Annotated in this window: 12 protein-coding genes and 1 riboswitch; of the genes, 11 read left to right on the top strand and 1 reads right to left on the bottom strand. The window is 48.7% G+C overall.

Annotated features, from left to right (window positions below; genetic code table 11):
• Positions 1–395: 395 nt before the first annotated feature.
• Positions 396–1,130 carry a phosphonate metabolism transcriptional regulator PhnF gene (gene phnF / locus KNQ02_RS11960; protein WP_088836299.1) on the bottom strand — a complete coding sequence of 245 codons (735 nt, stop codon included), beginning with the start codon at positions 1,128–1,130 and terminating at the stop codon, positions 396–398.
• A gap of 127 nt (positions 1,131–1,257) precedes the next feature.
• On the opposite strand from phnF, the gene KNQ02_RS11955 reads away from it, so the two are divergent.
• From KNQ02_RS11955 to alr, 11 genes are all read left to right on the top strand, one after another.
• On the top strand, positions 1,258–2,406 hold the full coding sequence (locus tag KNQ02_RS11955; RefSeq protein ID WP_088836300.1) for an alanine--tRNA ligase-related protein: 1,149 nt from the start codon (positions 1,258–1,260) through the stop codon (positions 2,404–2,406).
• The gene (locus KNQ02_RS11950; protein WP_088836301.1) at positions 2,403–2,831 is read left to right on the top strand and encodes a GNAT family N-acetyltransferase; all 429 of its coding nucleotides are present in this window, start codon (positions 2,403–2,405) and stop codon (positions 2,829–2,831) included. Before KNQ02_RS11955 ends, KNQ02_RS11950 begins: the two co-directional genes overlap by 4 nt.
• A gap of 121 nt (positions 2,832–2,952) precedes the next feature.
• The gene (locus KNQ02_RS11945) at positions 2,953–4,158 is read left to right on the top strand and encodes an argininosuccinate synthase (protein ID WP_088836302.1); all 1,206 of its coding nucleotides are present in this window, start codon (positions 2,953–2,955) and stop codon (positions 4,156–4,158) included.
• Entirely contained in the window at positions 4,155–5,525 is a 1,371-nt protein-coding gene (gene argH, locus KNQ02_RS11940) for an argininosuccinate lyase (RefSeq protein WP_214808625.1), read from the top strand. Before KNQ02_RS11945 ends, argH begins: the two co-directional genes overlap by 4 nt.
• Before the next feature lie 71 nt (positions 5,526–5,596).
• A riboswitch (Lysine riboswitch) is annotated at positions 5,597–5,775 on the top strand.
• Between the two features lie 112 nt (positions 5,776–5,887).
• Positions 5,888–7,087, top strand: a complete 1,200-nt coding sequence (locus tag KNQ02_RS11935; protein WP_029332620.1) for an aspartate kinase — start codon at positions 5,888–5,890, stop codon at positions 7,085–7,087.
• A 12-nt stretch (positions 7,088–7,099) separates the two neighbouring features.
• Positions 7,100–8,092 (top strand): aspartate-semialdehyde dehydrogenase, encoded by a 993-nt coding sequence (locus KNQ02_RS11930; RefSeq protein WP_088836304.1) that lies wholly within the window; start codon positions 7,100–7,102, stop codon positions 8,090–8,092.
• A 22-nt stretch (positions 8,093–8,114) separates the two neighbouring features.
• Complete coding sequence (gene dapA / locus KNQ02_RS11925) at positions 8,115–8,996, top strand: 4-hydroxy-tetrahydrodipicolinate synthase (RefSeq protein WP_088836305.1); 882 nt, start codon at positions 8,115–8,117, stop codon at positions 8,994–8,996.
• Entirely contained in the window at positions 8,993–9,739 is a 747-nt protein-coding gene (dapB, locus tag KNQ02_RS11920; protein WP_088836306.1) for a 4-hydroxy-tetrahydrodipicolinate reductase, read from the top strand. Before dapA ends, dapB begins: the two co-directional genes overlap by 4 nt.
• On the top strand, positions 9,726–10,433 hold the full coding sequence (gene dapD, locus KNQ02_RS11915; RefSeq protein WP_088836307.1) for a 2,3,4,5-tetrahydropyridine-2,6-dicarboxylate N-acetyltransferase: 708 nt from the start codon (positions 9,726–9,728) through the stop codon (positions 10,431–10,433). The genes dapB and dapD overlap by 14 nt, the downstream gene beginning before the upstream one ends.
• 25 nt (positions 10,434–10,458) lie before the next feature.
• Positions 10,459–11,391 (top strand): branched-chain amino acid transaminase, encoded by a 933-nt coding sequence (locus KNQ02_RS11910; protein ID WP_029332625.1) that lies wholly within the window; start codon positions 10,459–10,461, stop codon positions 11,389–11,391.
• Entirely contained in the window at positions 11,388–12,446 is a 1,059-nt protein-coding gene (gene alr, locus KNQ02_RS11905) for an alanine racemase (protein ID WP_088836308.1), read from the top strand. Before KNQ02_RS11910 ends, alr begins: the two co-directional genes overlap by 4 nt.
• Positions 12,447–12,458 lie beyond the last annotated feature (12 nt).

Raw genomic sequence — 12,458 nt, 5'->3', positions numbered from 1 at the left:
GTTCGCGCTTCCCTGTCTCGCCTCGTCTTCAAAGCGGCAATCTTCCGCGCCGCTACAGCAAAGCTGCAGGGTCGCGACCGATTGCTTTTCGCGGTTCTAAGCGATTCGAGACGAATCGCGGCGCTCTAAACCGTCTTCATGCCCGGCCTTCCGTCACGGTATTACCTAAAAAGCGTCATGTTTCGTTGACTCCTACGGGAAAAAGTGCGTTTTTAACGCACTTTCAGAGGCAGGCAAGACCCTGCTCGTTGGCCGTGAGGGCCAAGGAGTAACGGCTTGCGCCTCGCCCGAGGAAAGCAACGAAAAAAGACACTTTTATTTTCAGATATCACTTTGTCTACACGCTGAAAGACCCTGCCGGCTTTTGCGGCAGGGTCTTTTTGTGATATTAAACATTAGCGGCGGCGTTCCATTTCAACAGTAAACGTATAGCGATCGCCCCGATAAGCAGAAATGACATACTCGAACGGTTGATCCGTCGCGAGGAAAGTCAATTGTTCAACCGACAAGACGGGCGCAGCTGTCGTCAGTCCGAGATGTTGCGCTTCTTCTTTTGTCGCGAGGCGTGATTCGAACGTCTGGCTTGCACGACCGAGGTTGAGTCCGCTTGCTTCAGCAAAAGCATAGAGTGACGCCGTCGCAACATCCTGATTCAATCCAGGTAACAACTGTTCCGGAATATAGACGGTCTCGAGCGCAAGCGCTTGTTCATCAGCGATCCGGAGTCGCTTCAATTCATACACGGTCGCGCCTTCACGAATTCCGAGTTTATTGGCAATCGTCATTTCGGCAGCAATCATCTGATACGACAACAATTCGCTTGCAGGTTCGAGCCCTAAATGTTCCATTTCTTCCGAAAAGCTTGTCAGTCCAGATAATTGCATGACGATTTTTTTATTCGCAACGAATGTGCCGCGTCCTTTTTGACGAATCAAATAGCCGGCGTTGACAAGATTCGTGATGGCTTGGCGGACGGTCATCCGGCTAATTTGATGGGCTTCAGCAAATTCGCGTTCAGAAGGAATTAAATCGCCGGGTTGCAACACCCCGCCTTCGATTTGTTGTTTTAATGCAGCTTCAATTTGATAGTAGATGGGGAGTGGTGAATTTTTATTGATGTGCTGAATCACGGCATTTCGTCCCTTCGCGGTCGATAGTCTTTCATCTAGTGTACTAGGAAATAGACAAGTCGACAAACGATACTAGGCGAAATATGGCATAATAGCAAATGAATAGATTGAGAAAGGTGGGGTAGACATGCGACTGGAGCAAATTTATCCTGCGGTCCGAAAGTTCGTGACACGCGTGACGGATGTTAAAGAAGAACACGGATACTGGGTTGCTTTAGAAGAAAGTTATTTTTATCCGGAGAGTGGCGGACAGCCGGCGGATCGAGGGACATTAAACGATTTGAAGGTTCGTGACGTTCAACTTAAAGCCGGTATCGTGTGGCATCAAGTTGATCAAAAAATCGAAGGTACTGTTACGGGCGTCATCGATGACGCCGTTCGGACGGATCATGCGGCACAACATACGGCGCAACACGTAATCTCAGCGATTTTGCAGGACGAGTTCAATATCAAGACATTAAGTTTTCGGACGGGCTCTGAAGAATCGACACTAGATATTGAAGCAGGTGAATGGAATGATGCCTTGCAAGCGCGTCTTGAAAAAAGATTGCGCCACGTCATTACATCGGCGTTACCGATTACGGCGAACGAGTACGACGAGGCGGCGGCACTCGCACTGCCTTTACGTAAAACACCCCAAGTGACAGGAAAGATTCGTGTCGTCCAAATCGGTGAACTGGACTATAGCGCCTGTGGAGGAACACACCTCGAATCGACAGCTGATTTAGAATTGATTATCTTGACAGGGCAGGAGCGGGTTCGGGGGAATATTCGACTGATGTACGTCGCGAAAGGGCGCGCATTTGAGTTGTTAACGAAGGAAAGACGTGCCTTGCGTGAAACCGCTCAATTGTTATCGGCTAAAAAAGAGCAGCTGCCGCAAGCCGTCGAAGAATTAAAACAAGATGTCGTTCGCTTGAATCGGATGATTGAAACAGTTCAAGCCGCACATGTCCGTACGGAACTCAATAAACTACTGGCGTCGACGGAGGATTGGATTTTCGTAAACCATGCTGACGAGGCATTGCCATTCTCTGAAAGACTAGTCAAAGCGATTGCGGAAGCAGGACGTCTCGGACTCATTTGGAACGAATCAGCTAAAAAATTATTGATGCAAGGATCAAGTCCGGTCCACCTTGGGAAATTTGCCAAAGTCCATTTGAAGACGTTCAATGGACGTGGTGGTGGTAGCGAGCACGTCGCACAGGCGATGTTCAACACGCATGAGGATGCAGTTGCTTACATAGAACGATTGAAGGAGGAACAAGTAACATGACAGTGATTCAAGTAAAAACAGCAGAGCAGCACCAAGCAGTCCGAATGATTCGCGAACGGGTCTTCGTCGAAGAACAAGGGGTTCCTCGTAATCTTGAATATGATACCCATGACGAAACAGCGATTCACTTGCTTGTCCTTGACGAACAAAATCGCCCTGTCGCGACAGGACGGACACGTCCCTACGACGATCAACGGATGAAGGTCGAACGTGTTGCGACGCTAGCTGCGACACGTGGGAAAGGCTACGGCGGTGAGCTGATGCGAGCAATGGAACGCGTGGCGAGACGAGAGGGTCGGAGCATCTTGACGCTTGGTGCTCAAGTTCAAGCGATTCCTTTTTATCAAGGCTTAGGATACAACATCATGTCCGACGAATTTGATGATGCCGGCATCCCACACCGAACGATGGAAAAGAAAGTTTAATTGAGAAATTTTAAAGAAATCCTGTAAAAAGGGTTTCTTTTTTTGAAAGTCTATGTATATATATAATTAATAATGAATTTTTATACAGACAGATGAATTCGAAATCAGGGAGGAATTAATAATGACGAAACAAAAATTAATTTTAGCGTATTCTGGGGGACTTGATACATCGGTGGCAATCAAATGGTTGAGTAAGGATTATGATGTCGTCGCTTTATGTATGGACGTCGGCGAAGGAAAAGATTTGACTGTCATCAAAGAAAAAGCGTTGCTCGTCGGAGCCGTCGAATCGATTGTTCTTGATGTCAAAGAAGAATTCGCAAATGAATTCGTCTTACCAGCACTTCAATACGGCGCCCACTACGAAGGCGCGTATCCACTGATTTCGGCACTGTCTCGCCCGCTGATTGCTGAAAAGCTCGTCGAAGTTGCGCATCAACATGGCGCAACGGCCGTTGCACATGGTTGTACAGGAAAAGGAAATGACCAAGTCCGGTTTGAAGTTTCGGTCGCAGCACTCGATCCTTCACTGGAAGTCATCGCCCCTGTACGGGAATGGAAATGGTCACGTGAAGAGGAAATCGCTTATGCAAAAGACAACAATGTCCCGATTCCAATCAATCTCGACAGCCCATATTCAATCGATATGAACCTTTGGGGACGGAGTAACGAATGTGGTGTCCTTGAAAACCCTTGGACAGAACCGCCGCAAGATGCTTATGCACTGACGGTCGCACCGGAAGAAGCACCGGATCAAGCAGAAGAAGTCATTATCGGTTTTGAAGCGGGTGTTCCGACTTCAATCAACGGAACAGTCTACCCACTGGCGAAGTTGATTACAGAACTCAACATCATCGCCGGAGCACATGGTGTCGGACGGATTGACCACGTCGAGAACCGTCTCGTCGGAATCAAATCGCGGGAAGTGTATGAATGCCCGGGAGCAACGGTCTTGCTAAAAGCCCATGCCGCACTCGAGACCATCACATTGACGAAAGACGTCGCTCACTTCAAACCGATTTTAAGTCAACAATATGCAGAAACAATCTACAACGGTTTGTTCCACGCACCGTTAACGAAAGGTCTGAAAGCATTCTTAAAAGCGACGCAACAAGACGTCACGGGCGAAGTACGGGTCAAACTCTACAAAGGGAATGCGACGGTCACAGGACGTCAGTCACCGGTGTCACTTTATGACGAGAAGCTTGCGACGTATACGAAAGAAGATGCGTTCGATCATGAAGCAGCGAAAGGATTCATTAAATTGCACGGTCTTGCGATTGCGACACACGCAAGTGTTCATCGGCAGGAAGGCGTGACAAAATGACGAAACTTTGGGGCGGACGGTTTACAGAAGGGGCTTCCGCTCAGGCTGAAGCGTTTGGGGCATCGATTTCATTCGACCAAAAGCTTGCGGCAGTTGATTTAGAAGGAAGTCTCGCCCATGCCAATATGTTGTATCAACAAGGTATCCTAGAAGAGACGGAATGGAAAAAAATCGAAGCGGGTCTCAAGACGTTACAAGCTTCGATTGGAACACATGTCTATTCGCTTGCTGACGAAGACATCCACATGAATCTCGAACGGTTGCTGACGGAACAAATCGGACCGGTCGCAGGGAAGTTGCATACAGCGAGAAGTCGGAACGACCAGGTTGCGACGGATTTACATTTGTGGATGGAACAACATGTGCTTGATTTAATCGAAAGCCTCCGCAACTTACAGACGGTGATCACGGAACAGGCGGATGTACACATCGAAACCGTCATGCCGGGGTATACCCACTTACAGCGGGCACAACCGATTTCACTTGCACACCATCTACTCGCGTATTTTTGGATGTTCGACCGTGACGTAGATCGTCTGACAGATAATTTGAAACGGATTCGGATTTCGCCGCTCGGTGCTGGGGCACTCGCCGGGACGACATTCCCGATTGACCGTTTCAAGTCAGCGGAACTGCTCGGATTTGAGCACGTCTATCCGAACAGCCTCGATGCTGTATCGGACCGTGACTTCGTCATTGAATACCTCGGGATTGCTTCGACGGTCATGATGCACCTCTCACGCTTTTGTGAAGAAATCATCATCTGGGCGTCGCAAGAATTTTCATTCATCGAATTGTCAGATGCATTTTCAACGGGTTCGAGCATGATGCCACAAAAGAAAAACCCGGACTTCGCTGAATTGATTCGCGGAAAAACAGGGCGTGTCTATGGAAACCTGATGGGGTTCCTGACGACGATGAAAGCATTACCGCTCGCTTACAATAAAGACATGCAAGAAGATAAAGAAGGTGTCTTCGATACGGCAGATACCGTTTTACAATCCGTTCAAATCTTTACGGGAATGCTCGAATCAGCAACGTTTAAGACAGAAGCGCTCAAGAAGGCGACAATGCAAGACTTCTCGAATGCGACGGAACTAGCAGATTATCTCGTCACAAAAGGTGTTCCTTTCCGGGAAGCGCATGAAATCGTCGGAAAAGCGGTCCTCCATTGTGTTCAGACGAATTGTTTCTTAAAAGATTTAACGCTTGAAACGTATCAAACGTTCCACTCCGTCATCGCGGAAGATGTTTATCCGCTCCTCGACCCGGTGCAAGCAGTAGCAAGAAGAGGAAGTTACGGCGGGACAGGTTTTGCTGCTGTTTCTGTACAACTCGATCAAGCGAAGAAAAAACTCACGGATTAACGGAAAAATGAAAAAATTTTAGCAAATGACTGGATTTAACAAAAAATGTTTGCTATAACTGTAACTAACAACCGACAGATAGAGGCGCGGATGACATCAGTAACATCATTTATTGAAGCGAGCATGCTGAGTGATGTGAAAGGGGAAATCCGCCGAAGTGAATGAGAAAGATGCTTCTTCTCATTTGCTGGTACAACGGTTAAGATCCGTTGTACTGCCGAAACCGATGTTTCGGAGCGCTATCTTACGTAAAAGAACGAAAGACTTTGTCTTCGTTTGTCCGATCGTGATAACGACGGGCCGTAGGAACGCTCCTACCGGCCCGTCGTTTTTTTCTGTTTCGGGACAAAGGAGATAGGATTGTGACAACTGTACTTAAATTTGGTGGTAGCTCGGTCGCGACTGTCGAACAGATTCAGTCAATTGCGAATTATTTAAAAAATCGGACAGAACAAGGTGAAAAATTAGTGGTCGTCGTCTCTGCGATGGGGAAGATGACAGACTCGCTCATCGCACAAGCGCAAGCAATCACGGATCGTCCTGAACGACGTGAACTCGATCGATTGCTCGCAATCGGCGAAGAACAAACGATTTCGTTACTCAGCATCGCCTTAAATTCCGTCGGAGTAAAAGCCTTATCACAAACAGGTGCGCAGGCAGGAATCAGCACGATGGGGGTTCATACAAAAAGTAAGATTAAACAAATTGACGGGGACTTGTTACGAAAGAAACTCGAAACCTATGATGTCGTCATCGTCGCCGGATTCCAAGGTGTCAACGAGCTTGGGGATGTTACAACACTCGGTCGTGGTGGATCAGACACAACGGCTGTCGCCTTAGCGGCCGTCCTTGATAAGCGCTGTGAAATCTATACGGATGTCGACGGTGTCTATACGGCGGATCCGCGGATTCATCAAGCGGCACAGCCGATTCCACAAATTTCATATGATGAAATGATGGAAATGAGTGCACTGGGGTCGAAGGTAATGGAGATGCGCAGCGTCGAACTCGGGAAAAAATACGGCGTGCATATCTTTGTTGGGAAAACACTTGAATCGGAAAGAGGGACTTGGATCATGGAGGCAACAGAAACGATGGAACAAAAAGCAGTCACGAGCGTCAGTGTAACGAAAAATGTTTTGACGGTTTCAATCAAACACGTTCCACAAACCAATTCAGCAGTCGCCGACATTTTTGAATTGTTATCGAATCGCCATGTCAATATCGACATGATCAGTCAAACGACCTTTGATAGTGACGTGTTCCTCTCGTTCTCTTGTCCACTCGATGAAGAAGAGTTTCTCGAAGAGGCACTGAAAGATATCATCGATCGTTTTCCGACCGTTAAAGTCGATCGTCATAACGAGCATGCCAAGTTATCGGTCGTCGGAATCGGAATGCGTGACGCAACGGGCGTCGCATCAAAATTATTTGCGACGTTCCGTGCCGAGAACATCACGTTTTATCAAGTCACGACATCAGAAATCAGTATCTCGTATACAATCGCACAAGCAGATATCGAACGAACGGTCGCGGCGATCGCGAACGCGTTTAGCCTGTAAGGAGGAATGAACATGTACCACGTAGCAGTCATCGGTGCGACAGGCGCCGTCGGACAAAAGATGTTACAAGTCTTGAAGGAACTCGATTTTCCAGTCGGTCAACTGTCGGCGTATGCTTCAGAACGATCAGCAGGAAAAGTCGTTTCGTTTAATGGAACGGACGTGACGATTACAGCTTTATCGGAAGACATCATCCATCACGGGATCGACGTCGCATTATTCGCAGCCGGTGGAGCAATCAGTGAACAGTATGCCCCCTTGCTGGCAGAACACGGAACACTTGTCGTCGATAATTCAAGTGCTTTCCGGATGCAAGAGACGATTCCGCTCGTCGTACCAGAAGTCAATCCGGAAGCGGTCAGCAGCACCGACCGACTGATCGCTAATCCGAACTGCTCGACGATTCAATCCGTCGTTGCCCTGGCACCACTCAAACACTTAGGTTTTGAACGAATCACGTATACGACGTATCAAGCAGTCTCCGGTTCCGGTCAAAAAGGAATTGAGGACTTGGCGCGAGGCAGCCGCGGTGAAGAACCGGTCAACTATCCGCACCCGATCCATGATAATATCTTGCCGCATATCGATGTCTTCTTAGAAGACGGGTACACGAAAGAAGAGCAAAAAATGATTGACGAGACACGGAAGATTTTTAACCAACCGAACTTACCGGTCAGTGCGACGTGTGTCCGTGTTCCCGTCACAAATTCGCATTCGGTTGCAATCAACGTGACGTTTTCAAACGAGACGACGGTCGAAGCGATTCGCACAGCACTTGCTGACGCGCCAGGCGTCGTACTGGTTGATGATGTTTCGCGAAATCAGTACCCGATGCCGCTTGATGCAAGCGGGACGGACGAAGTGTACGTCGGGCGGATTCGTCAAGATCAAACGCTCGCGAACACATTCCATCTGTGGTGTGTCGCGGATAACATTCGAAAAGGCGCGGCGTCAAATGCAGTCCAGGTCGCGCGTCATGCTTTAGAAAACGGCATCCATTCTTAATCATACTAAGGAGGAATTTAACATGTTCAAAGGAGCAGGAACAGCACTAGCGACACCGTTCAATTCAGCAGGTGAACTCGACTTAGTCGTTTTTGAACAGTTGATTGAACAGCAACTTGCAGCCAATATCCAAGCGCTCGTCGTCGCCGGGACGACAGGTGAAGGATCGACGCTTTCGAGCGAAGAGTTCGAAACGTTACTTGAGACAGCAGTCCGTGTCACGGCAGGTCGTGTTCCGGTCATTGCCGGTACGGGAACGAACAATACGGCACAGACGATTGAAAAAACGAAAACGGCTCAGCGGCTCGGAGCGGATGCAGCGATGCTCGTGACACCGTATTACAATAAAACGTCACAAGCCGGTTTGATTGCTCACTTTACCGCAGTCGCGGATGCTGTCGAATTACCCATCATGTTATACAACGTACCTTCACGGACGGGTGTCGCGATTGCAGTTGAGACAGCTGTAACACTCGCGGAGCATCCGAACATTCAAGCATTCAAAGAAGCGAGCGGGGATGTCAGTTTCATGGGTGAATTGATGACGGCACTCCCCGAAGGTTTTGCAGTCTTCTGTGGCAACGACGATCAAATCCTGCCGTACATGGCATGGGGAGCACAAGGTGTCATCTCGGTCCTGTCGAACCCGTACCCGGCAGAAACACAAGCGCTTGCTGAAGCCGTGCTCGCAAACGACTTAGTGACGGCACGACGCATTCAAAGTGATTTAATGCCTGTCATCGCAGCCATCTTTAGTGACGTCAACCCGATTCCTGTTAAAGCAGCACTCGAAGAAGTCGGGTTTGCAGTCGGTGCACCACGCTTGCCGCTCGTTCGCCAATCCGAAGCCGGGCATGCACACTTACTCGAGACGATGCGTGCTTATAAAGGAGTGGTTCGATGAAGCTTGCCATTCATGGATATGGTGCGACAGGGCATTATGTCGAGGAATTGGCACCCGCTGAAGTTGTCGCCGTTATCGATCAGACGAAGTCAGCGGAGAAAATTCCTTCGTATCAAACGGTGTCCGAGCTAACAGAAGAAGTCGATGCCATCATCGATTTCTCTCACCCGAGCTTGTTGCCGGATTTACTGGCGTATGGCCTCAAAACGAAAACACCGCTCGTCATCGCGACGACCGGATTTTCGGAAGCGGAGTTACAAACGATAAAAGACGCTTCGACTGAAATTCCAATTTTTCAGTCGTACAACATGTCGTTCGGGATCGCGATGATGCAGCAATTGTTACAGGTGCTCGTACCACTCGCCAGTTCGTTCGATATCGAACTATTAGAAAAGCACCACAATCAAAAGGTCGATGCACCAAGCGGGACGGCAGAACTCTTATTGCGGACGATTCAAGAACTCCGTGACGTCCAGCCGGTCTATGAACGTGAATCGACACGGGAAAAACGCCAAGCGTCTGAGATCGGCATGCACTCGATGCGTGGTGGAACAATTTTCGGTGAACATGAAGTGTTGTTCGCCGGGGTCGATGAATTGATTGAAATCAAGCACACGGCATTATCAAAAAAAGTATTTGCTTCAGGTGCGATTAAAGCAGCCGAAGCACTCATTCAAAAATCGGCGGGACTCTACACGTTAGAGACGCTCTACTCACAGGAGGATTCACATGTTACTAACTGATGCTTACGAAATTGCGAAATTCATTAAAGATGCTAAAAAACAGACACCGGTCAAACTTTACGTCAATGGCGATTTAGCGGGCTTGACGATTGAAGGGGCGACAGCTTTCGGATCGGATGAATCAAAAATTTTCTTTGCAGATGCAGGACTTGCTGCGACTTTCTTAGAAAAGTATTCAGACCGAATCACGGACGTCCACGTCGAATACGATCGTCGGAACAGTGCTGTACCGATGCTTGACACACGTCACTTGAATGCGCGAATCGAACCGGGTTCGTGGATTCGGGATCATGTCGTCATCGGCGATAACGCCGTCATCATGATGGGTGCAATCATCAATATCGGTGCATCGATCGGAGATGGTACAATGATTGATATGAACGCCGTCGTCGGAGCACGTGGCACGATTGGGAAAAACGTTCATGTCGGCGCAGGTGCCGTGGTCGCAGGTGTCCTTGAGCCACCTTCAAAAACACCGGTCATCATCGAAGATGGTGTCTTGATCGGAGCGAACGCCGTCATCTTGGAAGGCGTCCGTGTCGGAAAAGATGCAGTCGTTGCAGCAGGCAGTGTCGTCACAGAAGACGTCCCTGCAGGTAGCGTCGTTGCTGGAACACCAGCACGCGTCATCAAACAGAAAGACGAAAAAACAGCAGAGAAGACGCAACTAGTGGATGATTTACGTTCACTCTGATTGACGTCGAAGAGGAGGAAAACACATGGCAGTGGATACACAGTATGGTGAAGCGATTTGGTTAGACGGGATTTTTCATGATCCAAAAGAAGCGAATACGAGCGTCATGTCACACGCGATTCATTACGGAAGTGGTTTTTTCGAAGGGATTCGTGCTTACGCGACGCCTGACGGTCCGGCAATTTTTCAATTGACGGAACACATCGAACGTCTCTTCCGGAGTTGCGCGTTCTATCACGTCACGATTCCATATACAGTGGAAGAACTTGTCCAGGCAACGATTGATCTCGTTGCGAAAAATGGCTTTGAGTCTTGTTACATCCGTCCATTCGTTTTCCTCGGTACACCGTGGCAAGCCTTGATGGCAAAAGATACGACGGTTCACGTCGGCATCTCATGTTGGGAACTTGGTGAATACTTCGATAAAGGTGTCGGCATTCGTGCGAAAGTCGCCTCTTACCGTCGGGTATCGTCAACGATGATGCCGATGCAAGCGAAAGCCGCTGCGAACTATATGAACTCACAACTCTTAAAAGGCGAAGCCCTTCGTGATGGATTTGACGAAGCAATCGCACTCGATATGAACGGTAATGTCAGTGAGGCAAGTGTCGCGAACTTGTTCATGTTGAAAAACGGGACAATCTACACGCCGTCACTAGACTGTTCTGTCCTTGACGGCATCACGCGTCAAGTCATCATGCGCCTCGCGCAAGATCAAGGGTACCCGGTCGTCGAACGTCATATCGGGCGTGACGAGCTGTATGTCGCAGACGAGATTTTCTTAACAGGGACAGCGGCAGAAATCACGAGTGTTGGTGAAATCGACCATATTACAATCAACGGCGGAACACGGGCTGTCGCGGATGAATTACTCGAGCTTTACCGACAAACGGTCTCAGGACAACTCCCGCAATATGCAGACTGGTTGACACACGTCACACCAGCGGTAGCTGAATGAATACACGTACACGCGTAACAATCGATCGGGAAGCGGTGCGACAAAATGTCGCATCGGTCTTCGCTCGATCGCAAAAACAGATTTTCGCCGTGGTGAAGAATAATGCCTATAACTTAGGTATGCTTGAAATGGTCGGGACATTGATGGAAGCGGGCGTGCATCATTTCGCTGTCGCTGAAGTTTATGAGGCAATTGAAATTAAAACGAATTTTCCAGACAGTTATGTCTTAGCGATGAATCCAGCGACTCAGTTCGAGGCGGCTCGAGACTATGGCATCGCGCTTGGAATCCCGTCGGTAGATTGGTTGAAGCGGTATCAAGCAGACCTTTCGAACATCGAACTCCATTTAAAGGTCAATGTCGGGATGAACCGTTTTGGTGTCAGTTCACTTGAAGAAGCGCAAGCAGTCCTTGAAGTAGTGCAAGAGCAACAGCTCTGTTTGACAGGGCTATATACACATTTTCCGCTCGCAGACGAGCCGGGAGCGGACCATGATGGACAAGTCGAGCGTTTCTTAGCGATTGCGAACGTCGTCCAGACACAACATGAATTTACGTACATGCATGCTGAAAATAGTGCGACGATCGTCAAACATGACGAGCGCCTCGCCTTTTGTAACTATGTTCGTCCCGGTATCTTTTTGTTCGGTTATTCACCGATTGAAAAGATGGACTGGTTAGTCCCTACATTACGGATGACGACAGAAGTCGTTGAAATCCGTGAAGTTGGGGCGGACGAACACGTCGGATACGGTACGTCTTACACGACGGATCAACCGCTTCGTGTCGCCGTCTTACCGGTCGGTTATGGAGACGGGGTCGTCCGAGGGCGGTCCGCTTTACCTGTATTGATTCACGGGAAACCGTATTCAATCATTAGTAAATTATTCATGAGCCATACGTTCGTTGCCGTTGATTCGACAGTCGAAGTCGGGGATGAAGTCGTCTTGTACGGGGACGGAATTGAAATCGACGACATCACACGGACGGGAACGGCAAATAATTCGGAACAGATGTGTGCACGCTCATGGCGATTGGCACACCGTTATCTATAAGGAGGAACTATT

The organism is Exiguobacterium sp. s102, from assembly GCF_018618635.1.
Classification (GTDB): domain Bacteria; phylum Bacillota; class Bacilli; order Exiguobacteriales; family Exiguobacteriaceae; genus Exiguobacterium_A; species Exiguobacterium_A oxidotolerans.
This window is presented reverse-complemented; position numbering and strand designations above follow the sequence as displayed.

What these genes read in the sequence shown, in the direction of transcription:
- KNQ02_RS11945 (WP_088836302.1), top strand. Translation starts at nt 2,953, where the DNA reads ATGACGAAACAAAAATTAATTTTAGCGTATTCTGGGGGACTTGATACA.
- KNQ02_RS11930 (WP_088836304.1), top strand. Translation starts at nt 7,100, where the DNA reads ATGTACCACGTAGCAGTCATCGGTGCGACAGGCGCCGTCGGACAAAAG.
- argH (WP_214808625.1), top strand. Translation starts at nt 4,155, where the DNA reads ATGACGAAACTTTGGGGCGGACGGTTTACAGAAGGGGCTTCCGCTCAG.
- dapA (WP_088836305.1), top strand. Translation starts at nt 8,115, where the DNA reads ATGTTCAAAGGAGCAGGAACAGCACTAGCGACACCGTTCAATTCAGCA.
- alr (WP_088836308.1), top strand. Translation starts at nt 11,388, where the DNA reads ATGAATACACGTACACGCGTAACAATCGATCGGGAAGCGGTGCGACAA.
- KNQ02_RS11910 (WP_029332625.1), top strand. Translation starts at nt 10,459, where the DNA reads ATGGCAGTGGATACACAGTATGGTGAAGCGATTTGGTTAGACGGGATT.
- KNQ02_RS11950 (WP_088836301.1), top strand. Translation starts at nt 2,403, where the DNA reads ATGACAGTGATTCAAGTAAAAACAGCAGAGCAGCACCAAGCAGTCCGA.
- dapD (WP_088836307.1), top strand. Translation starts at nt 9,726, where the DNA reads ATGTTACTAACTGATGCTTACGAAATTGCGAAATTCATTAAAGATGCT.
- dapB (WP_088836306.1), top strand. Translation starts at nt 8,993, where the DNA reads ATGAAGCTTGCCATTCATGGATATGGTGCGACAGGGCATTATGTCGAG.
- KNQ02_RS11955 (WP_088836300.1), top strand. Translation starts at nt 1,258, where the DNA reads ATGCGACTGGAGCAAATTTATCCTGCGGTCCGAAAGTTCGTGACACGC.